Origin of the sequence: Paraburkholderia sp. (genome assembly GCF_026225065.1) — a bacterium.
Taxonomy (GTDB): Bacteria; Pseudomonadota; Gammaproteobacteria; order Burkholderiales; family Burkholderiaceae; genus Paraburkholderia.
Genome location: NZ_JAMFSB010000190.1, coordinates 1 through 23,089 on the forward strand (window position 1 = coordinate 1; position 23,089 = coordinate 23,089).

The window sequence follows — 23,089 nt, forward strand, 5'->3', positions numbered from 1 at the left end:
CCCGGCGCCACACGGGCTCCCGACGCCTCTTCCGCCCGCCTAGACGACCGGGTCGATGGGAGACGGCGGCGTGCCGCGAGCTTCGATCGCTTTACCGGCGAGCAGACACAGATCTTCCCGATAGTGACCGGCGACAATCTGTACGCCAACGGGTACCGAACCCACGAGGCCGGTGGAGACGACCAGGCCCGGTAACCCCATAGCGGGCAGTGCTCTCATCGTGAGTTGCGCTTCCCACACGCGCTCGAAACCCTCGTTGCCCTGCATGTCGAGATTGTCTGGGAACGGTAGCTCCGCCGAGACCGGCAGTAATAGCACCGGATATCTGGTCAGGAACTGACGCCATTGGCGCGTCAAGGTGGTACGTCGTACCAGCTCACGACTTATCACATCGGCGGGCAGCGTCGCGACCTTGGCGCGCGAGGCTTCGACCACCGCATGTGTGCCGGGATCGCCGTCGCGGGCCACGGCATCGACCAGCCCTGCGAACCCATCGCCACGCCACAGCCGTTCCTGCACCTGAGCCGCTTCACGGATCGAGGGCGTGTCCTCGATTTCTTCCACCTTCCATCCGGCATCCGCAAGCCTCCGGCCAGCGTCCAGCAGCGCTGCTTCGACTTCCCTGGCAATCTGTAATCCGCCTGGGCGAAGACAGATAGCGGCATGGCAGGACCTTCGATGTCCACCGGCACCCACCAGGGGTCACGAAGATCCCGGGCCGACATGGCGAGGAGTCCCGCTCGAAGATCGTCGATCGTGCGGGCGATCGGGCCGGTCGCAGACATCAACTGGGCACCGATTGCACGCTCCGGCGAGGAGGCGTTGTAGGCCGGAACACGTCCGAGCGTGGGGCGCAGTCCGTGGATTCCGCAGGTATAGGCCGGATAGCGGATCGATCCTCCGATGTCCGTGCCGAGCGCCAGATGACCGATCCCGGCCGCGACGGCGGCGGCCGCACCTCCCGACGAACCGCCTGGCGTCAACGACGGATCGCGCGGATTGCGCGTGGCGCCGTGAACCAGATTGCTGGTAAACCAGCGCAAGGCGAAGGTCGGCGCATTGCTGCGGCCGAGCAGCACCGCACCGGCCCGCTGGAGGTTATCGACTGCCGGGCTGTTGGCCTGCGCCACCAGATCCTCCTGGAGCCGTGTGCCATTGGTCGTAGCGAACCCTGCCTGATCCGTATTGATCTTTACCGTGACCGGAACCCCAGCCAACGGACCAGGGTTCTCGCCGCGGGCCACAAGTCTGTCGACCTGATCGGCCTGTTCCCGCACCCAGTCGGGCCGATGCGCGACGATTGCATTGATCTGCGGGTTGACCGCGTTGAGCCGCTGGAGCGCGGCTTCCGCTGCTTCCCTCGCAGAGACTTTGCGAGTGCGAATGAGGTGAGCAAGTTCAGTTGCGGGCAAACGCCATAAATCCGTCACGATGCCTCCTTTAGAGGGACAAGCTTTGGGGGTGCCCCCTGCTTAACCCGGGGGCGCACAGTCTGTCTCAATGTGTCAGGCAACTTATGAGCATTCCGTGGACCCCAATCTATCGTTGGCAATAGCGACGCGCCATCCTATCTAGGGATAGAAGCTCTCTTACCATCGAGTGACTCGCTCATACCGATGGTTAATTTCCGTGGACCAGTCTGTTTTGAAAAACTGGAGGTGCCGGTAGGGGCCACCTTTATCTAGGCTAGCGCTGTGGAATTACTCGTCATAGGCCGCTTATGATTCGCACGGCTGTCACTGAAGATCTTCAATTGCAAGTCCTGCGCGGGCGTGCGCCTCATAACGCAGATGAGTCTGCCCTGATACACGGCACAGTCACGCAAATCGAACGGTACGCGTCCGGCGTCACGATACTCAGAATTTGCGTGGAACAAGGGTGCAAGTTCGCTTATAAGCCCGGCCAATATATTGAGGTGAAGGCCTCCGATGGCCGTTTCAGGTGCTTTTCGCTAGCCACGTCGTGTCTCCATGAAGGATGCATCGAACTTCACATCCGACGCGTTGCTGACGGCCTCTTCAGTGACCGCACCGTGAGGGGGATCGAACGCGGTGACGTACTGTCATGGAGAGGGCCGTTCGGAGACTTCGGACTACACAGCGATACGGTTTCCAAATGTGCGGTCTTTCTTTGCACGGGTACGGGTTTCGCACCTGTCCGGGCGATCGTGGAGGAAGCGTTCTCCAGGGGGTGGACGCGGCCCATGTCGCTTTACTGGGGCGGCCGTACAGAAGACGACCTGTATATGCGCGACGTGGTCCATTCGTGGACTCGCACGCACGGCAACTTCCAGTTCATTCCCGTGCTCTCGCGTGTTGGCACCGATGCGGATGCGCCTCGCCGCACTCGCGTCCATGAGGCCGTCCTCCATGACTTTGCCTCGTTCGCCGACGTCGACGTTTACGCGTGTGGCGCGCCTGCGATGGTTGCGACTGCGCGTGAGGCATTGAGCTCACAACGCGGGCTGCGTGAGGAGGCATTCTTCGCCGACCCGTTTGGGGCAACGGCACCCGCTTGCGCTACAGCAAGCAACAACGTGGACGTGGCTCAGATCAAGGTCAACGGCATCGCCTATGCCGCGCCTTTGAACGAGTCGCTGCTTGGCGCGCTGCGCTGTCGCGGTGTTGCGATCCCCAGCGTATGCGGGGGCCGAGGGGCATGCGGGACGTGCCTGGTCGAGATTGATGCGGCGTCGCGCGCGAGATTGCCGCCACCCAGCCGTGACGAGCGAGAATTGCTCGAGTGCCTGCCCGAAGCGACGGACTGTTCACGCCTCGCTTGCCAGATCCGGGTTGATGCATCAACGAGCGGTCTTGCCCTCTCTGTTCCCTGAAGTCAGACGTTGTTCGGCTTCAACTTCAACCGCAAGACAAAAGTACGGAGCATTTCCTCATGAGTACACTCGCCCTGACCGATCTTGAGCGCGTCGGCACCGCATTTGCTGCGGATACCATGCTCTCGGTTCGTGACAAGACCCGCGCCGCTATCCACGCCATCGCCGCACAGTGCCGCCCTGGAATGGTCGAGGAGGATGCTGTCGAGATGGCGAAAGGCATTCTCAAGGGCGCCGGCATGCGACGCGGATGGCACGACGTGTACGTGCGCTTCGGATCGAATACCACGAAGACCTTTGGGGCGCCGTCCGACCCCGGTATTGTGCTTGGTGACGACGATATCTTTCTGATAGACATCGGTCCCGTCTGGGAGAAATGGGAAGGCGACGGCGGTGATACGTTTGTCACGGGTGAGGATGCCGAGATGACCCGTTGTGCGCGTGACGCAAAAGCGCTTTTTCACGAAGTGCGCGCGAAATGGCGTGATGACAGGTTAACGGGTCAAGCGCTCTATGAATTCGCAGAGCGCCGCGCGACCGAACTCGGGTGGAAACTGAATCTCGATTTATCCGGCCATCGTATCTCGGACTTTCCGCATGCGGCAGTGTACGAGGGGCCGCTCGCCGAGGTGCCCTTTCATCCTGCGCCGCTGCTATGGGTTCTGGAGATTCATATCCGTCACCCGGAGAAAGCCTACGGAGCCTTTTTCGAGGACATGTTGCTGGGGGACGAGTTCTTTGAGTTGGAAAGCTGACGTTTTGCCGGTCGACGAAAGGCGTTGAATCACGTGCTACCTGCGCTGGGCAAGATACCAGCGCAGCCTTCGCACGCTTCGCTAGATACCGAGGCCTTGCCAGCTCGATGCAAGCCTCGAGACCGCTTCTGTGAGTTCGCGTTCGTTCAGGCTTGCGAAGCCGAGTCTAAGCCCTGAAGTCGGCTCGCCGGACATCGAATAGGTCGCCCCGGGCAGGATTTTCACGCCATGACGGGCAGCGCTCAAGACAAGCTCGCCGACGTCGACGTTCTCCGCGAATCGTACCCAGAAGGCAAGACCTCCATCGGGCAGTTCGAAGTCGATCGCCGAGCCGAAGTGGCGCTTGAGCAGATCGGCAAACGACATTCTTCTGTCGTCGTAGATGCGCAGCACCTTGCGCGCATGACGCCGGATCTCGCCAGCTTCCATCATTTCGGCTACCGCTAGCTCTGTTGCCGGATCGCCCTGGCGATCAATCAGGAGAATCTCCTCCGCAACCCGGTCGACGAACCGTTTGGCGCCCGCAATGTAACCGCTCCGCAAGCTTGGGGTAAGCAGTTTGGAGAGCGAACCGATGTAAGCCACCTTGCCCCATTGATCGGCGCTAGCGAGCGGCAACATCGGACGGTGCGAGAAATGAAAGTCGTGGTCATAGTCATCCTCGATGATTGCAAAGCCAAACTGATCGGCGAGCGCGAGTAGCCGCAAGCGCCGTTCAGGCGGCAGCAGGACCGTGGTCGGAAACTGATGGTGCGGCGTCAGGTAGACACACCGTACGCGCTTGATCCGGCAGAGCTTCTCGAGATCGTCAAGGCGCATGCCCTTCTCGTCGACGCGTGCGGTCACCACCTCGACGCCGTTGGCGAGAAACGCCTCTCTTGCCGGGGGATAGCTCAGCGACTCCAGCACAGCCGTGTCGCCAGATTGTGTGAGCACTCTCGCGGCGATGAAGATGGCCATCTGGCTCCCGCGGGTCAGGCAGATGGTGTCAGCGGTTGTGTTGAGACCCCGGTCCGCATTGAGCATCGCCGAGATCGACCGGCGCAGCGCCCGTGTGCCACGTGGATCGCCGTACCCCAGCAGGTTGTCGCGGCTCAGCGAAAGCAGGCTGCGGCGATAGGCACGTGCCATTTCGTTGACGGGCACGAGGCGCGTGTCGGGCGCGCCATCGTCGAACATCAGCACGCCCGGCTCTGGCAACAATATGTCGACCCGGGTCTTTTGTCCGGGCAGGCGGAAATCGGGTTCCTGAGGCACCGGCGCCGTTTCGACGGGCCGAAAGGCGAAGGCCGCCGGCTGGGCCGTGGGCAGGCGCGGCGACACGAACGTCCCCCGTGCGCGCTCCGGCGTCAGCCACCCTTGGGCGATGAGTTCGTCATAGGCAAGGATCACCGTTTTGCGGTTGACGCCGAGCTCCTCGGCGAGGTGTCTCGTACCAGGCAGCGCGCCTCCCGGCTGAAGCCGGCCACGGCGAATTTCTTCGATGATCGCGTGGGCAATCTGCAAGTAAGGAGGCATCTTCTGGCCCTTGTCCACCCTGATGCCCATCTCCGACGGTCTCAGCATGCTGGTCCACCCTGCTTTAATTTCCTGGAGGATTCACCTGGTCCAAGTCGATCGTACCATCGGTTCACTGATTACGGAGCCCGAATCCTGTTCGTGGCAAACGAGTTCGTCGTCATCGACCTAAAGGTGCAATCCATGGAAACGAATCCCCTACGAGCGAATTGTTTGAGCTTTTCGGAGTTGCTGGGTCAAGCCGTTGCACTGATTTCCCCGACCATGACCGCCGCGCTGATCATTCCCGTGATGTTCTCCAACACGGGCAATATGAGCTGGCTGGCGTATGCGCTGGGTACCGTGATGCTGCTGTTCGTTGCCTTCAATCTCAACCAGTTCGCACGCCGCTCAGCAGGGGTTGGGTCGATGTATGCCTATACCTGCAGGGGACTTGGGCTCACCGCAGGTGGGATCGCGGGTTGGTCGCTCGTGTGGGCCTATCTGGGAATCGCCATGGCGGGCATGACGGGGTTCGCTGTGTTCGCGGACAAGCTGACCCAGATGGCGGGCCTCAGCGTCTCTCCGCTGGTTTTCTTTGTGGTCTGCGCCGGCACGGCGTGGTATTGCGCGTGGAGAAACGTCCAACTCTCTGCGGTGCTGATGCTATTTCTTGAGGGCGCCTCGATGCTGTTAATCCTGGGGCTCTGCTTCATCGTGCTTCAGTCGCATCATTTCGCCATCGACACAAAACAACTTAGCCTGAGCGATACGCCGCTCTCGAGCATGGGGCTCGGCGTGGTGGTCGCGATTTTCAGCCTGGTTGGCTTCGAGTGCGCGACGGCGTTCGGTACGGAAGCGAAAAATCCGCTGAAGTCGATTCCACGTGCGGTGATCTGGAGCCTGATCGTGTCCGGTGTGTTCTTCGTCTTCGTGACCTATGTGATGGTTGATGGCTTCACCGGCTATGCAACCACGCTCGACAAGATCGACGCACCACTGAACATTCTGGCCGAACTCGCGCACGTCAAGTTCCTGCAGGTGCCGCTATCGCTCGGTGCGATGTTTACGTTCTTCTCGCTGGCCCTCTCGTGCATCAATGCAGGCGCACGGGTGATCTTTGCAATGGGACGGCATGGTCTTTTTCATGAGGCAACAGCAGACGCTCATTCGACCAACGAAACCCCGCACGTCGCGGTTACGCTGATGGCCGCCATCGCTTTTATCGTTCCGGCGATACTTTTCGCAGCCCACAACGCCCCGCTCGATATCTTCAACTGGGTCGGCACGTTGGCCGCGTTCGGCTTCCTCGTGCCGTACTTCCTGATCACGATCGCAGCACCCGTCTATCTTTCCCGGCTCGGACAACTGCGCCGGCGCGACGTTGGCTACTGTGTTGCGGCGCTGTTGCTGCTCATGATCCCCGCCGTTGGCAGCGTCTATCCGCTACCGCCCGCACCGGTTGTCTACTTCCCGTATATCTTTTTCGCTTACCTGGCGGCCGGCGCCGGATGGATCGTTTCCCTCCATCGTCGGGAGCCGGCAGCGCGCACGCGCATCCGCGAGGAACTCGCGTCGACGCACGAGCAGTATCAACTCGCAGCAACCCAAGCTGTCAACGAGGTTTAAGCAATGAAGCATGTTCTTGCCATTCGTCATGTGCCGTTCGAAGACCTGGGTTCCTTCGAACCGGTGTTTGTTGAGGCAGGATGTCGGGTCAAGTACGTTGAGGCTCCAACGGGAAATCTACAGGACCTCGATATCCGCACATCGGATGTCGTGGTGATTCTTGGTGGACCGATCGGCGCGTACGAGGAAGACAGGTATCCGTTTCTGCGCCATGAACTGTCACTGATCGAACAGCGCCTGAATACGGGAATGCCACTGTTGGGGATTTGCCTCGGGGCGCAACTGATCGCAAGAGTATGCGGTGCCAAGGTCTACCCGGGCACAGTAAAGGAGATCGGGTGGGGGAAGGTGATGTTGACAGACGCCGGCAAGGAGTCGGCGCTTGCACCTCTATCGGCAAATGTGCCGGTCCTGCATTGGCATGGCGATACGTTCGATTTGCCAGCGGACGCCGAGCGGCTGGCTTCTACCGATCTTTACCCGAACCAGGCATTTTCGATCGGGACGTATGTGCTTGGGCTGCAGTTTCACCTCGAAGCATCGGCTGCCGCTCTCGAGAGTTGGCTCGTCGGGCATGCGTTCGAACTGGCGCATGCAGGCGTGGACGTAAGATCTTTGCGCGAAACCGCGCCGCCTCCGTCGCCTTTGGGCGGCGAGATGCTGCGCGATTGGTTGGCCCGGGCCGAGGCGCCGGCTGACCTTTAATGCCGTGAGCCGGACCTGGAGCACGATGAACGGGGAGGTTCGGGGTCCCTCTCGCATAGACGCAGCACGCGCAACGCTCATGGGTCGTGGCATCGCGGTGAGCGAAGTTTTTCATGACGTTGGCGGCCTGTTCCACCATGCCGGTGAGGCAGGACGCGTGAGCGGCGCCCATCCGGAACGGCGCAGCTATGGGTCGTTCGCTTCGTTCAGCGATCCTGACGGGAATAGCTGGATCTTCCAGGAGGTCACCAGACGGCTCCCGGGAAGAGCGGCTGCGCACGCCACGACATTCACGTCGTCGATCGAGCTTGCTGCGGCGCTTCGCCGTGCAGCGGCTGCGCACGGTGCGCATGAGAAATTGACCGGACAGCATGACGAAAAAAATGGCCAGACTGGTACGCCGGCTATATGCTCAGCGAGCAGGCCGGCGCACAGTCGCCGACATGAGTTCGGCGACTGGTAGCAGTTAGCTGGTCGCTGCGTCAGCCGCGAATACAAGAAAAAGCACGATCGATTAACGACCGCGACTGGCCGGGCCGCATCTGCCACGTCAACCCGGTTTTACCCCTCCCACGCAGTCGTCTCGAGCGCCGCGGTCCTCCCATCGCGGCTCCCCGCCGGCATGCATCTTCTGCAAGCTCCTCATGAAAAGAATGCAATGGCTTTGTGGGTCTACTTGACTTCAAATTAGCACGCCCATTCTATTTCTGACCCAATCGGCATCGCAGCCGGGACGGGCACACTGAATCTGAGAGAAAGATCGCGCACACCTTATTGGGCCAAACGGGGTAGAGACACCGGTCGGGTTGTACCGCAGAGATGCAATCAAGTCCGCAACAAGCGGCTATCAAAAATGAGGAGACATGCATGCGTTTGATCAGTCAGGGTATTTGCGGGGCCACGCTGGTTCTCGCCGCGGGCAGTGCAATGGCCGCGGACTCGAGTGTGACGTTGTACGGCGTGGCCGATACGTTCATCCAATACCTCGACAACGGCGGTAATCATTCGTTTTCCGAACGAAGTGGTGGCGCGGCGGGCTCGCAGTTTGGCCTCAAGGGCAACGAGGATCTCGGCGGAGGCCTGTCCGCGCAATTCGATGTCGAAACCGGCTTTAATCTGAACAACGGCACGTTTTTTGCCGATACGACTTCGCTGTTCTATCGGCAGGCATGGGTTGGCCTGAACCACTCAACGTATGGCTCGCTGACGTTCGGCCGGCAGTACGAGCCCAGTTTTCGCGTGGTGTATCCGACCGATCCGTTTCGCGTGAACGAGATCCTCTCGCCGTTCTCGGCGGACGTGCTCGCCGTCGACAAGAAAACGCTCTCGACGCAGTACGACTCGGGCCGCGCCAGCAACTCCGTGCTTTATCAGTCGCCGAACCTCGGCGGTGTGCAGCTCTACGGCATGTACGCGTTCGCGGCCACCGTGACCCAGCCGGTGCCGGCGACCACCGGCAATATGCTCAACCTCGGCGCGACTTATACGGGTTATGGCTTGTATGCCGGTCTCTCGTATGTGAATCAGCATCCGGGGCAGGAGACGATTGCAGGCTTGCCGACTGCGCTGACCTTGCTCAGCACCGAGCACTTCATCGGCGCGCTCGCTTACCGGGTGGGTATTGTGAACTTCCAGTTCAACTATTCGTATCGGCGCGCGCAAGATCCGTCTGCCCGGTCTCTCGCAGCGGTGCTCGGCACGGCGCATTCGCTCAGCATCGCCGAGTTGGGCGCCACGATCCAGGCTACGGCTGCGGATACGATCGAGATCGCGGCTTTGCAGCGCAACGTGCGGGGCGCGCATGACAACACGCCGGGATTCGAGATCGGCGCCGACCACTCGATCTCGAAGCGCACGAGCTTTTATATCCGCGCGGGCTATATGAAGAACAACGGTACCTCGACCGTCAGCTGGCCAGGCATCACGGTGAGCGACCCCGGCACCAACCAGGTTCTCGCCACGGTGGGCATGACGCACCGCTTCTGAGGATTGATTGCCTTCAACCGGACGCTTTGCGTCCGGTTGAAGGCTTTCTTATGAGGTAGCCGCGGGCTTGCGTGGCCGACGGCTGCGCGTCGTGGATTTACGCGCGGTCTTTGCGGCCGCTGGTGCTTCCTCCGCAGCCTGAGCGGGTACCTCCTCGCGAGGCGCTTCGCTTGCGGCTGCAGGTGCGGCGTCGTGCGATTCCGGCGCGGCCTTCTTCGTTTTTCTGGCCGCAGTCTTGCGGCTGCCGCGTCCCTTGCGAGGTGTCTCCGGAGTACCTTCCTCACTCGCTTGTACAGCCGCTTCCGGTTCCGGTGTGGCGTCGAATGTGAATAACCCGGGTTGGGCCGCTGGTTCCGCTTGCTGCTCGTCCGGCTCGTCGTAGGCGAAAGGTGATCTGCCGCCGTGGTTGAAGTAAGTGTCCTCCGATTCCTGCGGCACGGTCTCCGTTTCGTCGTGACTAGCCGCCGGTTCTGCGAGTACCGCTGCCGGCGCGTCGCGTTGCGTCTTCCGATTGCCGCGCCCGCGGCGGCGCGGGTCCTGCTTGTGACCGCCGTCTCCCTGCTGCGCGGCGTGTGCCGGTTCCGCAGCCGCCGGCTCTTGCGTCTGCTCCGCCGTCTCGCCGATGGATTCGCTGAGCGTCGTAACGACATTGCTGCGATACACGTACGCGCCCGACTTCTCGTCGCGGCCGAACTCGAGCAGACCGCGCGCCTGCGCCTCTTCAAGCAGATTGCCGAACGCGCGGAAGCCGTAATAAGTTTCGTTGAAATCGGGCTTACGGCGCTTGATGGCATTTTTCAGCACCGAGGCCCAGATCTTGCCGCTGTCGCCGCGTTCCGAGGCGAGCGCATCGAAGGTCTGCACCGCGATTTCCACCGCTTTGGTCCGGCGCGTTTCGAGGTCTTCCTTGGGACGCTTCTCTTCATTCGGCGCGCGCTTGGCGGCAGCGGTCGGCTGTTGTGCCGGACGCGCCGTCTCGCGCTTGACGACGGTTCGCTGACTTTCGCGCACGAGGTCGTCGTAGAAAATGAATTCGTCGCAGTTCGCGATGAGCAGGTCGGAGGTGGATTGTTGAACCCCCACCCCGATCACCTGTTTCGCGTTTTCGCGCAGCTTCGAAACCAGCGGCGAAAAATCGGAGTCGCCGCTGATGATGACGAAGGTGTTGACGTGCGATTTGGTATAGCAGAGATCGAGCGCATCGACGACGAGACGAATGTCCGCCGAATTCTTGCCCGACTGGCGCACGTGCGGAATCTCGATCAGTTCGAAGTTGGCCTCGTGCATCGTGCCCTTGAAGCTCTTGTAGCGCTCCCAGTCGCAGTACGCCTTCTTGACGACGATGCTGCCCTTGAGCAGCAGGCGTTCGAGCACCAGCTTGATGTCGAATTTCTCGTACTTCGCGTCGCGTACGCCGAGGGCGACGTTTTCGAAGTCGCAGAACAGCGCCATGCTGATGGTTTCGTTGGATGACGCCATGTATTTCTCCAATGAGGCGACCGTCAAACTCGACGGATCGCGCCCATGATAGCGTCCCTGCGACCGGCTACGAGTTTTCTGTCTGCTGGCGAGTCTGCAGCACGTCGTCGATCAGCCCATAGGTCTTCGCCTCCGCCGCGGACATAAAGTTGTCCCGGTCGGTATCCTTGACGACGTCCGCGATACTGCGGCCGGTGTGTTCAGCCATGATCGCGTTCAGGCGCTCACGCTGATACAGGACCTCGCGCGCCTGAATCTCGATGTCGGCTGCGGTGCCCTGGCTGCCGCCGGAGGGCTGGTGGATCATGATCCGCGCGTTCGGCAGCGCGTAGCGCTTGCCGCGCTGGCCGGCGGTCAGCAGAAACGTGCCCATGCTTGCCGCGAAACCTGTGCAGAGCGTCGACACTTCCGGCTTGATGAACTGCATGGTGTCGTAGATGGCCAGCCCGTCATAGACCGAGCCGCCCGGCGAATTGATGTAAAAAGAAATATCCTTGTCAGGGTTCTCGGATTCGAGAAACAGCAACTGCGCCACAATCAGGCTCGCGGACTGCTCGTTGACGGGACCGACGAGAAACACAATCCGCTCTCGCAGCAGTCGCGAAAAGATGTCGTAGGCGCGCTCGCCGCGTCCGGACTGTTCGATGACGGTCGGCACGAGGCCGAGGCCGTTGAGGGACGGGTAGGTGGGATGCATGTGCGCCTCGTTAGCTTGGGTTAAATTGGATCAGATTGAATGAGCTTGAGTGAGTGGCCAGTCCCGCACCGCCGCTGCGGACGCGAGTGACTCTCCCCATGACGAGGGCGGCCGCCCCGGTGTGACACAAATATTTTTGCGCCGGCCTGTCACATCGAACGGCGCTCGAACGTCTGGATATGGAAGGTGCGGGTTGCGGCGGCCATGCCGCGGTGCTGGCGTGGCCGAGCCCGCGCGGTGTTGTACATGCCGTAGTACGCGCAAACAAGCAGTCCATGTTTATGGGAGCAGCACGCATGTCCGAACCCACCGTCGACAAGTCATCCGCCTTCGAAGCCGCCCGCGCGCGACTCGTTGCGCTGGCGTACCGCATGCTGGGCAGCCGCGCCGAGGCGGAAGACGTAGTGCAGGACGTCTGGCTGAAGTGGCATCTCGCCGATACGCGCGAGGTGCGCACGCCGGCGGCATGGCTGACCACGCTTACCGCGCGCCTCGCGATTGACCGACTGCGTCATCTGCAACGGGAGCGCAGCGTCCAGGCCACCGGCTGGCTGCCCGAACCGTGGCTCGATGAATTGGCGCCGTCTGCGGAGGAACTGGCATTGCGCTCGGCGGAGATGTCGTACGGGCTGATGCTGTTGCTCGAACGGCTCAAGCCCGATGAGCGGGCCGCCTTCGTGTTGCACGAGGCGTTCGACTGCGACTACGCGGAGATTGCGAGGATCCTCGAGCGTACGCCGGCGGCTTGCCGGCAGATCGTGCATCGGGCGAAAGCCCGCTTGCAGCGCGAAGGTGCGCCGCTACGGCGACCTGATCCGGTGCAACATGCACGGCTCGTCGAGCGCCTGCGAACGGCGTTGGAAGCGCAGGATCGAGCGGGTTTGCTACAGCTCTTTAGTGACGCGCCGGAGATTGTCAGCGATGCGCCGGTCCAGGTGAACGAACCGGTGGTTGCGGTGACGGATTGGGTGGACGCGCTGACGTCGCTAGCTGCGGCAGCGACGGTGACGAACGCAATGCAAGAGAGGGGAGAGGTGCGAGCGCTGCAACAGTTGCAGAGAGGATATGCGGCAACGACGGTACAGGCAGAATGCCTGTCGATCGACGGTGCCCCGGGCGTGGCGCTCATGCTAGATGGCGAGATTACCGCGCTGCTCGATGTCTCGAGCAGCGGCGGCCGGATCGTGACGCTGCGTATTGTCACGCGCGCCGCGCATCTTCAGACCGTGCGCCGCAATTTCGGTTTACCGGCCGTCCTGCAGATACTTAACGAAATCCGCCGGCACGCATGGCTTTCACCGCAACGCGCTTCAATTGCGGTGTGCGGCGACTTCCCAGTTGATATCGACGCATAGCACCTGCATACCGCGCGGTGTCTGAGCGGCAATCGATGCGGTCACACACAGGTGCGCTTCGTTGATCGAAAGATAAGGCGGCGTGAGATGCACCTGACCCGGCGTGCGCATCGCACCGATGAAATACGGTCGACGCTCCCAGCTCGCGCCTTCCGAATGCAGCAACGGACGGAAACGCTTGGCCCGTTGCGATGCGCGTCCTGGCGGCAACACGTTGTCGCCGATCTGCCGTCCCGAGCCGTCCAGCACGAAACAGCGCGCGGTTTCACCGAGCGCGAGCAGCGGCGCCGTGGCCTTAGCGACTGATTCACCGGCCACCAGCATCGCGCTCGCGGTTTCGAGCGCTTTGGCATACGGCGCAAGCCGGGCCGCCTGGGCCCGTTCGCGTGCGCCGACCCGTTCGCGCAACGCGGCCGACAACGCATCCATCAAACCGGCCGCTGCCTGCGGCTGCACCGGCTCGACGCTTGGTCCGGCGAAATAGGCGCCTTGCACAAAATCCACGTTGCATTCGAGCGCAATCAGCGCGTCGCGCTCGGTGGACAAGCCGCCCATCAGCACCAGCTGTCCCGACTCGTGCAGCAGCGACACGAGCCCCGGCAGCACGCGCTCGATATGCGAATGCTCGCTTGCCTGCGCCAAGATGCAGCGGTCGAGCGTGACGATATCGGGCCGCAGGTTCCAGACGCGGTCGATATTCGAGTGTTTGGCGCCGAAGCCGTCCAGCGCGATCAGAAAGCCCGATTTGCGCAGCGCGTCGACGATCTCGGCGAAACGTGTGGTCTCGCCGCCGGCCTGCTCCGACACCTCCAGCACCACGCGTTGCGGCGGCAGGCCTAGAGCCTTGAGGCCGGCCAGCAGCGCGTCGCCGTAGCTGGTATCCATCAGCGCGGCCGGATGCAGGCTCAGGAAGAGCCACTCGTCGTGGCTCTCGAACGCGTTGAAGTTGCCCAGATGCAGCGATTCGGCGAGCCGTCCGAGTTCGAGCAGATCGCCGCGCCGCGCGGCCTGGGTGAACACTTCGTGCGACGGCACCTGCTTGGCATGTTCGTCGTGAGCGCGCAGCGAGGCGTGATAGCCGATGGCGCGCCGGTGCGATACGGAAAACACCGGCTGGAACACGCTGAACACCGTGTAGCCGCCGTACAGGACGGTGCGCCGGGAGCCTTCGTCGCCCGCCATCGGGCGTGGGGGCTGGAAGCCGGGAGGATCGAGTTCGATCATGCTCATCATGTGTCAGTCGTGTGAAGGATGGCGGCGCAGTGGCACGCCTAAGCGGCCAGTTTACAGGATAGGCGAGCAAGAACCATGCACGCGGGGGAATTAGCCTTCCAGCGTTGCCGAGGGCTCATTGTGCGCCGTGAGGTGCGTTGCGGCTACGCCGCGCACAGTCGTGGTGCGCCGCGCGCCCCGTCGCGGGTCGAACGCGGAGCCGTGCAGACCGTTGCCAGGCGGCCATGCGGGCCACCTGGCGCCGAGCGTTTTCAGGTCCGCTCGGACGGGTCGGTTTTCTTCGCTGTGCGACGGATGTCGGCCGCCAGTTGCGCAAAGATCCACGACGAGCAGGCGGTCATGATGCCGACGCACAGGAACGTCGCATGGAAGGCCGGCAGCGAATTCGCTGCGGTCACCTTGTGGATCAGCCCGGTGAACGTTGCGAGCAAGGCGCCTGCACAGGTGACGCCGAGACTCATCGACAGCATCTGCACTAGCGAAAACAGGCTGTTGCCGCTGCTCGCGCCGCCGGTGCCGAGATCCTTGAGCGTGAGGGTGTTCATCGCGGTGAACTGCATGGAGTTCACCGCGCCGAACAACGCGAGTTGTACGAGCCGCAGCCACAGCGGCTGGGCCAGGGTGGTCAGTCCGAAGCTGGCCATGGCGAGGCCCACCAGCACGGTATTGGTGACCAGCACGCGCCGATAGCCGTATTTCATGATCAGCGTCGTGACGAGCCGTTTGGACGTCATGCCGGCTGCGGCGACAGGCAGCATCATCAGGCCGGCTTCGAATGCGCTGTAGCCCAGGCTCACCTGCAGCAGCAATGGAATCAGATACGGCATTGCGCCGCCGCCGATCCGCGCAAACAGATTGCCGAGCAGGCCGACGCTGAATGTATGGATCTTGAACAGATCGAGCGAGAACAGCGGATGTGGATCGCGCACGGCATGCAGCCCGTAGGCGACGAAGCAGGCGAGGCTCAGCACCAGCAGCACGAGTACGGTGGCTTGCTGGATACCAAGCTCGGTGCGGCCATCGAGTGCGAACGAGATGGCCACCATGCCGACCACCAGGAACACGTATCCCTTGATGTCGAACTTCGCGGTGTCGGGGTTACGGCTGTCCTGCATGAAAATGAAGGTCGCAATGCAGCCGATCACCCCCACCGGCACATTGATCAGGAAGATCCAGTGCCACGAGGCAATCTTGACGAGCCAGCCGCCGAGCGTCGGGCCGATCAGCGGTCCTATCAGTCCAGGAATCGCGACAAACGACAAGGCGGCCAGATAGCGTTCGGCGGGGAACGTGCGCAGCACGGCGAGGCGCCCGACTGGCAGCAGCATGGCGCCACCCACTCCCTGCATCACGCGGTACAGCACCAGTTGATTGAGCGTTTGCGCATTCGCGCACAGCAGCGAGCCGATGGCAAACACCAGGATCGCGCTGAAGAACACCTTGCGTGTGCCGAGCTTGTCCGCGAGCCAGCCGGACACCGGGATCATCACGGCCATTGTCAGCGAGTAGGCGATCACCACCGATTGCATCCGCAGCGGCAGCTCGCCGAGACTCGTCGCCATGGCCGGCAGCGCCGTGTTGACGATGGTCGAGTCAAGGGTCTGCATGAAGAAACCGGTGGCGACGAGCCACAGCATCACGGTGAGTGAGCGTGCGGTTGGCTGGGGGGCGGTGGGGGCGGGTGTTGTGGCGGCGTTCGGCGGATTCGACATGGAGGGCGGCTGCTCGCGCGCACCGGACGGGCTGTGGAGTGCTCATTTTAGGGAAATCTGCGCGGCCGTGCAGCAGGGTTTGCAGCTTGGGAGGGCGCTTTGCCCTCTGCCTGTGTCCGGCTCACGGCTCGAGCCGGGCCGCCGCGTCGAAAAAAGCCTGTGCGCGCGGATCGCTCGTGTATGCGGCGTTGATGCGAATCCATGGGCTGACCTCGGCGTTCGGCCGGAAGTAGCTGCCTGGCGCGACGGTGACGCCGAGTGGCGCTCCGCATTCGACGAGCCGCATGGAATCGGCGATATGCGGCACGCGCGCCCACACGAACTTGCCGCCGAGCGGCGTCTCGAACACCTCCCAGCCGCTCGCCTCGAGTGCCTGCACGGCAGCGCCGAGCGCGTCGCGCATGCGGCGACGCAGTCTTTCGAGGTACTTGCGATAGGCGCCGCGTTCGAGCATGGCGACGGCCACCGCTTCGGCAAAGCGCGAACCGCCGATGCTCGTGAGCATCTTGATGTCGGCGAGATCCTTGATGGTCGCGTTGTCGGCGACCACATAGCCGATTCGCAGCGACGACGACAGCGTCTTCGACAGGCCGCCCACATAGATCACGTGTTCGAGTTGGTCGAGGGTGGCGAGGCGGTCGGTGACGTCGGTCTGGAAGTCGGCGTAGATGTCGTCTTCGATGATGCGGAAGTCGTGCTCGCGGGCGAGTTGCAGCAGCCTGAACGCGACGGGCGGCGCGATGGTCGTGCCGGTGGGGTTGTGAAACAGGCTGTTGACGAAGAACAGCTTCGGCCGATGGATACGCAGTTGCGCCTGCAGGACGTCGAGATCGGGGCCGGTGCGGGTGCGCGGAATGCCGACCAGCTTCACTCCGTGCAGCTTCAGCAGGCCGTACAGGTTGTAGTAGCCGGGGTCCTCGACAAACATCGTGTCACCGGCTTTGAGCATGTAGCGCATCAGCAGGTCGAGCGCCTGGCTTGCGCCGTTGGTGATGAGGATCTGCGAGGCGTCCGCCTCGATGCCGAGTTGCCCAAGGCGGCTTTGCAGATGCTCGCGCAGCGTCGGGTTGCCGAGCTGCGTCGCATAGTCGACGAGGCTCGAGTGGTCCGTTCGAGAGACGTGGCGAATCGCCTGGCCGAGGGCGTCCATGTCGCGCCAGGCCTCGGGGATAAAGCCGCTGCCGAGCTTGAGCGACTCGCCCGGGTGGTTGAACTGCTGCAGGATGTGCACCGCTTCATCTTCGGCGCGGCGCGGGTCCGAGCTGCCTTGCGCGCCGCTCGCATTGCGCTGCCGCTCGGCGACATAGAAGCCCGAGCCGGGGCGCGAATCGAGGTAGCCGAGCGAGACCAGCCGGTCGTATGCCTCGATGACCGGGAAGCGGCTCACCTCATGATCGGCCGAGAACTGACGGATCGACGGCAGCCTGGCGCCCGGATGGGCGGAGCGCGAGCGGATCCACGTCGTGACGCCGGTGACGATCTGGTCGGTCAGCGGCACACCGTTATCGCGGTCGAGTTCAATGTCGAGTTTCATGATCTCTCGTGCATAAGATGCCGGTAAGGCGAGACCTGATAGGTGACACTCGGGCAACTGTCAGGTTTTTCCACTGCACAGTTCCGTAGAAACTGTTCGGAACTGTGCATGGGGTTTACATCATCGCACGGCAATAATGAGTCAACCAGAGAAGCCGTTCAAGGAGTAATGCGATGCGTGAAATCCGAACTTTCGAACTCGATCACGGTGAGCCGGCAACGGCCTGGCGTGTAGCGCGGCCGCTTATGTTGCAGGTGATGGCGGGGCAGGTCTGGTTGACCGTGGAAGGTGATCTGCGGGACTATTGGCTTTCGTCCGGTGAGACCTTCGAACTCAAGCGCGGCGCACGCGTGTGGGTGAGCGCGGGGCAGGGTGGCGCGCGGCTGGCGCTGGCTTTCGCGAGTGGTGCGGCGGGTGCGCGGGTGCGGCCTGCTGTGGGGACGGCACGGATGTCCCTCCGGAGTTGGGTGCCGCGTTGGATGCAGACCATCTGAAGGATGCGCTCACTACTCCGCTTCGTAATCCCCGATATACCGCGCCCGCGGACGAATCAGGCGCCCATCCGCGATCTGTTCCATCGCGTGCGCAATCCACCCCACTACCCGGCCAACCGCGAACAGCGTGAACGCGGAGCCTGCAGGCAAGCCCAATACCCGCTCAATTGATGCGAGCGCGTAGTCGAGCGTCGGCTCCGCGCCGCTCGTCTCGCGCACCGCGCGAGCGAGCGCATGGACCTCGGCAATCGGCGAGCGAGCCGGCGCACACTCCGTCAATAACTCCAGCAAGACGCGCGCACGCGGATCGCCGTGCGGATAAAGAGTGTGCCCGAAGCCGGACAGGATGGCGCCGTAGCCACCTTGCTCGTCGCGGGCGAGGCGGGTGGCCAGGAAGCGATCAAGATGCGGTGCGCGGGCTGCTTCGTCAAATAGCGCCGCGACGCGCACGGTCTCGCCGCCGTGACGTGGTCCCGACAGTGCTGCGAGACCTCCCGCCACCGCGCCGAACAGGTGAGTGCCGGTCGAGGTGATGCAGCGCACCGTGAACGTCGACGCGTTCAACTCATGATCGGCACAGGCCACCAGCGCGGCACGCAGCACACCCATTTGCTGACGGTTACGGATGCCCCAGGCGGCGGCGAGTTGCCTGTGCATGGGTTCATTCGACGCTGCCGCCGAGATCATCGACGCCGCCAGCAGACGCATCACCGTGCAAGCGGTATCGAGTTGCGCGTCGCGGCCTTGCGCCCAGACCCGTGGCATTTGTGCGGCGGCGGCAGGCAACAGCACCAGCGCGCGGTCGAGCGGTGTGCTGTCACCCCACAACTTCAGCCATGCGGCCCATTGCGCCGCGCCAAGCGGCGCCGGCGGCGCTTCGGCAAGACGCCGCGGGCTGCACTCCCACAACAGCGCCGCGACTTCTTCGAGCGATGCCGTGCGTGCCAGCTCGACGGCGTCGTGGCCGCGATAAAGCAGGCGGCCGTCCGCAATCAACGTGATTGACGACTCGAGCACCGGCACACCCCAGTCGAGCACTTTCTGAGCTACCTTGCCGGCACGCTTGCCGTCTGCCTTGCGGTGCGCGAGCCGCCGCACTTCGGCCGCATCGTAGAGCCGGTGTTTGCCGTGCGCATCCGGTGACGAATGCAGCATGCCGCGGCTCACATACGCATAGAGCGTTGGCACGCTGACGCCGAGCAGCGCGGCCGCTTCGGTGGCGGTGAGTGTGGTGGCCATGGGTATAAGGACGTGAATAAACCGGAGAAATCAATATATGTTGATTATCTTAATCAAGATTGATTGTGAGAGGGTGGAATTTTAGACTCGGGTCAGTTCCTCCTTCAACTTCATCGCGCCGCTTAAGGGCCTCCCGCTTATGACACCTCACCTCGCACTCGATCATCTTTGGACCGCGGCCGGTTGCGATGCCGCGGCGCTCGACGCCGTCACGCTGACCGGCGAGGACCCCGGTCTGCCCTCCGTGTACCGCGTCGGCACGCTCGCAACCGCCACGATCGCGGCGATGGGTCTCGCCGCAGCCGAATGCTTCCGACTGCGCACCGGTTGCCGGCAGCGCGTCGACGTGGACATGCGGCGTGCGCTGGCCGCGTTTCGCAGCGAGCGGTATCTGCGCATCGACGACGGGCCGCCGCCCGCCTTGCGCGATCCGGTGATGGGTTTCTACGCGACGCGCGACGGTCGTTGGATTCAGCTGCACACCAACTTCCCGCATCATCTGGCCGGCATCCTGAAGGTGCTGGGCTGCGCCAATGATCGCGCTGCGGTAGCCGAGGCGATTCGCGGCTGGGACGGCGCGGCGCTGGATCAGACGCTCGCCGACGCTGGCCTGTGTGCCGCACTGATCCGTTCGCCGCGCGAATGGGCAGCACTCGAGCAGGCTCGGGCGATTGCCGATCTGCCGCTCTTCGAGATCAAGCGTATCGGCGATGCGCCGCCCGAACCGGCTGGGCGCGGCGGCGCCGACCGGCCACTGGCGGGCGCACGCGTGCTCGACCTGTCGCGGATCATCGCGGGTCCGGTGGCGGGGCGCGCACTTGCGCAGCATGGCGCGCAGGTGCTGCTGGTCAACGGCCCGCACTTGCCGAATATCGCGCCACTCGTGATCGACAACGGACGCGGCAAGCGCTCCACCATTGTCGATCTGCGTAGTGAGGCTGGGCGCAACCAGTTGCGCGCGCTGGTGGGCGACGCCGATGTGTTCCAGCAGGCTTACCGGCCGGGAGCGGTCGCCGGGTTCGGTTTCACGCCCGAAGCACTGGCGCAGGTGCGGCCTGGGATCGTGTACGTGTCCATTTCCGCGTACGGTCACACCGGGCCGTGGGCGCAGCGACGCGGCTTCGACAGCCTCGTGCAATCCGCGAGCGGCATTGCGTGGACCGAGAGCCGCGCGGCGGGCACGGATGAACCGAAGCATCTGCCGTGTCAGGCGCTCGATCACGCGACCGGCTATCTGGCGGCGTTCGGTGCGATGGTCGCGCTCGCGCGCCGGGCCACTGAAGGCGGGAGCTGGCACGTGCGCGTGTCGCTCGCGCAGACTGGGCGCTGGCTGCAATCGATGGGACAGGTCGAAGACGGCCGGCGTGCGCCCGAGGTCGGCGCCGAAGATCTGCAGGACTGCATGGAGACTATGGACTCGCCGTTCGGCCGTGTGCGTGGCACGTTGCCCGCCGAGCGTCTGTCGGAGACGCCACCGTTTTTCGGCCGCCCGCCAGTGCCGATCGGCACCGACGAAGCAAGCTGGCTGGCCTGATGAGCCCGCTATTTATGGGCGTGAGCGGCTACTTGCGCAACTCGGCGACGAAATCGTAGTAATCGTTGCGGCAATAGGTGTCGGTCAGTTCGATCGCGCGTTGATCGGCGGTGTAGCCGACGCGCGTGATCAGCAGCAGCGCCTCATTAGGCGCAATGCTCATCTGCTGCGCAATCTCGTCGCTGGCGTTGACGGCGCGAAAATGTTGCAGTGCGCGCACGATCCCGAGACCGCGCTGCTCGAGATAGCTGTACAGCGAGTCGCCGATGGCTTGCGGATCCGGTATCACTGCGGCCGGGAACGTCGAGTTTTCAACCGCCATCACGATACCGTCCGCGAGGCGCAGGCGCCGCAGACGCGTCACCGCCGCCGCCGGCGACAAACCCAGTTGAATGACCTCGTCGCGATTGGCAGGCAGGATCTCGCGCGAGATCCATTCTGAGCTCGGACTAAAGCCGCGTCGCCGCAGCATTTCGCTGAAGCTCGACAGGCGTGAGAGCGGATCTTCATAGCGTGGCGTGATAAAGCTGCCCGCGCCCTGAGTGCGGCGGATCAACCCCTGTTCGACCAAGAGCGCAATTGCCTTGCGCGCGGTGATCCGCGACACACCGAGCGCGTCGGACAGCACCCGCTCGGACGGCAGCGCCTCGCCTGCGTTCCAGCGGTTTTCATGAATCGCGTTGCCGAGCTTGCGAGCGAGTTGCAGATAAAGTGGCGTATCGTTTTCCGGGTCCGGGCGCAGATCGCGCCAGCGGTCTTCCGAGGCAGAGTTCATGTGGCAGACGCAAGAAGGGCAAGCGGCAATTCTATGACATTGGCGCGCTGTGTTATAGCGGGCTTTTGCCTGGGGGGCGATTTGACGATCTGCAAGCAGATAAACTGGTGAGAACTGGGGTCCCTCGGAAATGGGCGACCTTAACCCGCTGTCCGCAGTCGTATGAAGCCGGCCGTCCTTAAACAGCTGTCCTTAAACAGCCGTCCGCAGCCTTCCGCAGCCGGTCGCCCGCAATCGAAGGAGAACGCATGACGATCGATATCGCCACAGTGAGCTTGCCTGACGGCGAGCATATACCGAAGCTGGGCCAGGGCACCTGGGAGATGGGCGAGCAGCCCGCGCGCCGCGCCGCGGAGATCGCGGCGATACGCGCCGGCGTCGAACTCGGCATGACGCTTGTCGATACCGCCGAGATGTACGGCGACGGCGCGACGGAAAGCCTGCTTGGCGAGGCGCTTGGCGGATTGCGCGAGCGCGTGTTCCTCGTCAGCAAGGTTTATCCGCACAACGCCAGTCGGCGCGGCGTGCAGACGGCCTGCGAAAAGAGCCTGAAGCGGTTGAAGACTGACCACCTCGATCTGTATCTGCTGCATTGGCGCGGTTCGGTGCCGTTGGAAGAGACGGTTGCAGGTTTCGAAGCCTTGCGGCAGGCCGGCAAGATTCGTCATTGGGGTGTCAGTAACTTCGACACCGACGATATGGATGAACTGATGACGGTGCCGGGCGGCGACGCCTGCGCGACCAATCAGATTCTCTATAACGTCGCGCGACGCGGGCCGGAATACGACCTGCTGCCATGGCTTGCTGCCCACGACATGCCGGCGATGGCATACAGTCCGGTGGATCACGCGCGCCTGCCGAAACGCTCGGCGCTCGACGACATTGCCGATGCGCGTGGCGTCTCGGTGTTTCAGGTGGCGCTCGCGTGGGTGCTGCAACAGTCTGGCGTGTTCGCGATCCCGAAAGCAGGAAGCGCCGAACATGTACGCGACAATCAGCGCGCGCTGGAACTGCGACTGGACGCCGGCGAATGCGCGGCCATCGACGCGTACTTCAAACCGCCGCGAAGCAAACGGCCGCTTGAGATGCTCTGAGCGTGATTTGGATTTGGCAGCGCCTTTCGTTCTGGCGCGAGTCGGGCCTCCTGTGATCAGGTGCGGCCATGACGCCGGTGGACCAGGCCGAATACGGTGACTCCGGCTGGCATACGCCCAAGCGATTCTTCGTTTACCTGAGCAGCGTCGCTGACGAAATCGTTGATGACTCGCTCCCGGCTGTGGCGGTGACGCTCGACCGGGGGATCGAGACGCCACCGCCTACACTCGCCGGGAAGGGCTGCCGCGACGGAGCACGGCCCGCGGGATAGGAACGGCTCGGGGGTGCCGTTCCTTGGATCTAACGTCCATTCCCGCCGCTACCTCCGCTACCTCCGCCACTGCCGCTTCCACCCTTGCCTCCGTGGCCGCCATTGCCGAAACCTCCGCCAAGGCCTCCGCCGAAGCCGCCACCGAAGCCGCCAAACCCACCGCTGGGACCGCTGCCGCAACCGCAACCGCTGCCAAAGCCACCACCGAAACCGCCGCCGGGGCCACTACCTCCGCCGCCTGGACCACTACCGCCGCCTCCCGGGCC

At 63.1% G+C, this 23,089-nt stretch carries 17 protein-coding genes and 2 pseudogenes; 10 read left to right on the top strand and 9 right to left on the bottom strand.

The window, feature by feature from the left end:
• Positions 1–39: 39 nt before the first annotated feature.
• Positions 40–1,430, bottom strand: a pseudogene (locus tag M0954_RS14170) (amidase family protein).
• Positions 1,431–1,720: 290 nt separating this feature from the next.
• Between M0954_RS14170 and M0954_RS14175 the strand changes: the two are divergent.
• Positions 1,721–2,833, top strand: a complete 1,113-nt coding sequence (locus M0954_RS14175; protein ID WP_122153536.1) for an FAD-binding oxidoreductase — start codon at positions 1,721–1,723, stop codon at positions 2,831–2,833.
• A gap of 59 nt (positions 2,834–2,892) precedes the next feature.
• Positions 2,893–3,588 carry a M24 family metallopeptidase gene (locus tag M0954_RS14180; protein WP_122153537.1) on the top strand — a complete coding sequence of 232 codons (696 nt, stop codon included), beginning with the start codon at positions 2,893–2,895 and terminating at the stop codon, positions 3,586–3,588.
• An 81-nt stretch (positions 3,589–3,669) separates the two neighbouring features.
• Here the strand turns inward: M0954_RS14180 and M0954_RS14185 are convergent, their stop codons facing one another.
• Positions 3,670–5,154 (bottom strand): PLP-dependent aminotransferase family protein, encoded by a 1,485-nt coding sequence (locus M0954_RS14185; RefSeq protein WP_122153538.1) that lies wholly within the window; start codon positions 5,152–5,154, stop codon positions 3,670–3,672.
• A gap of 135 nt (positions 5,155–5,289) precedes the next feature.
• Here M0954_RS14185 and M0954_RS14190 point away from each other — a divergent pair, with 135 nt between their 5' ends.
• From M0954_RS14190 to M0954_RS14205, 3 genes are all read left to right on the top strand, one after another.
• Positions 5,290–6,714 carry an APC family permease gene (locus tag M0954_RS14190; RefSeq protein ID WP_122155550.1) on the top strand — a complete coding sequence of 475 codons (1,425 nt, stop codon included), beginning with the start codon at positions 5,290–5,292 and terminating at the stop codon, positions 6,712–6,714.
• A gap of 3 nt (positions 6,715–6,717) precedes the next feature.
• Positions 6,718–7,419 (top strand): glutamine amidotransferase, encoded by a 702-nt coding sequence (locus M0954_RS14195; protein ID WP_297353834.1) that lies wholly within the window; start codon positions 6,718–6,720, stop codon positions 7,417–7,419.
• A gap of 867 nt (positions 7,420–8,286) precedes the next feature.
• Positions 8,287–9,405, top strand: a complete 1,119-nt coding sequence (locus M0954_RS14205; protein WP_297353836.1) for a porin — start codon at positions 8,287–8,289, stop codon at positions 9,403–9,405.
• Between the two features lie 48 nt (positions 9,406–9,453).
• Here the strand turns inward: M0954_RS14205 and M0954_RS14210 are convergent, their stop codons facing one another.
• Positions 9,454–10,884, bottom strand: a complete 1,431-nt coding sequence (locus tag M0954_RS14210) for an NYN domain-containing protein (RefSeq protein ID WP_297353838.1) — start codon at positions 10,882–10,884, stop codon at positions 9,454–9,456.
• Positions 10,885–10,951: 67 nt separating this feature from the next.
• Positions 10,952–11,581, bottom strand: coding sequence for an ATP-dependent Clp endopeptidase proteolytic subunit ClpP (clpP, locus tag M0954_RS14215; RefSeq protein WP_297353840.1), 630 nt, complete (start codon positions 11,579–11,581; stop codon positions 10,952–10,954).
• Positions 11,582–11,877: 296 nt separating this feature from the next.
• Here clpP and M0954_RS14220 point away from each other — a divergent pair, with 296 nt between their 5' ends.
• Positions 11,878–12,936 (top strand): sigma-70 family RNA polymerase sigma factor, encoded by a 1,059-nt coding sequence (locus M0954_RS14220; protein WP_297353842.1) that lies wholly within the window; start codon positions 11,878–11,880, stop codon positions 12,934–12,936.
• Here M0954_RS14220 and M0954_RS14225 read toward each other — a convergent pair.
• The 3 genes from M0954_RS14225 to M0954_RS14235 all read right to left on the bottom strand — a co-directional run bounded on the left by M0954_RS14225 (position 12,892) and on the right by M0954_RS14235 (position 17,415).
• Positions 12,892–14,166 (bottom strand): EAL domain-containing protein, encoded by a 1,275-nt coding sequence (locus tag M0954_RS14225; protein WP_122155551.1) that lies wholly within the window; start codon positions 14,164–14,166, stop codon positions 12,892–12,894. The two genes, M0954_RS14220 and M0954_RS14225, sit on opposite strands and share 45 nt — an antisense overlap.
• A 254-nt stretch (positions 14,167–14,420) precedes the next feature.
• Positions 14,421–15,881 carry a multidrug transporter subunit MdtD gene (mdtD, locus tag M0954_RS14230; RefSeq protein ID WP_297353844.1) on the bottom strand — a complete coding sequence of 487 codons (1,461 nt, stop codon included), beginning with the start codon at positions 15,879–15,881 and terminating at the stop codon, positions 14,421–14,423.
• 121 nt (positions 15,882–16,002) lie between these two features.
• On the bottom strand, positions 16,003–17,415 hold the full coding sequence (locus M0954_RS14235; protein ID WP_133892327.1) for a PLP-dependent aminotransferase family protein: 1,413 nt from the start codon (positions 17,413–17,415) through the stop codon (positions 16,003–16,005).
• A 173-nt stretch (positions 17,416–17,588) separates the two neighbouring features.
• On the opposite strand from M0954_RS14235, the gene M0954_RS14240 reads away from it, so the two are divergent.
• Positions 17,589–17,909: a DUF2917 domain-containing protein gene (locus tag M0954_RS14240; RefSeq protein WP_122153546.1), complete on the top strand. Its 321-nt coding sequence runs from the start codon at positions 17,589–17,591 to the stop codon at positions 17,907–17,909.
• Between the two features lie 12 nt (positions 17,910–17,921).
• Here M0954_RS14240 and M0954_RS14245 read toward each other — a convergent pair whose 3' ends face one another.
• Positions 17,922–19,148, bottom strand: coding sequence for a citrate/2-methylcitrate synthase (locus tag M0954_RS14245; RefSeq protein ID WP_297353846.1), 1,227 nt, complete (start codon positions 19,146–19,148; stop codon positions 17,922–17,924).
• 139 nt (positions 19,149–19,287) lie between these two features.
• Between M0954_RS14245 and M0954_RS14250 the strand changes: the two genes are divergently transcribed.
• Entirely contained in the window at positions 19,288–20,682 is a 1,395-nt protein-coding gene (locus M0954_RS14250; protein ID WP_297353848.1) for a CoA transferase, read from the top strand.
• A 28-nt stretch (positions 20,683–20,710) separates the two neighbouring features.
• On the opposite strand, the gene M0954_RS14255 is transcribed toward M0954_RS14250, so the two are convergent.
• Entirely contained in the window at positions 20,711–21,457 is a 747-nt protein-coding gene (locus tag M0954_RS14255) for a GntR family transcriptional regulator (protein WP_074263530.1), read from the bottom strand.
• A 248-nt stretch (positions 21,458–21,705) separates the two neighbouring features.
• Between M0954_RS14255 and M0954_RS14260 the strand changes: the two genes are divergently transcribed.
• Positions 21,706–22,551, top strand: coding sequence for an aldo/keto reductase (locus M0954_RS14260; RefSeq protein ID WP_297353850.1), 846 nt, complete (start codon positions 21,706–21,708; stop codon positions 22,549–22,551).
• A gap of 295 nt (positions 22,552–22,846) precedes the next feature.
• Positions 22,847–23,089 (top strand): annotated as a pseudogene (locus M0954_RS14265) (hypothetical protein); the annotation flags it as partial.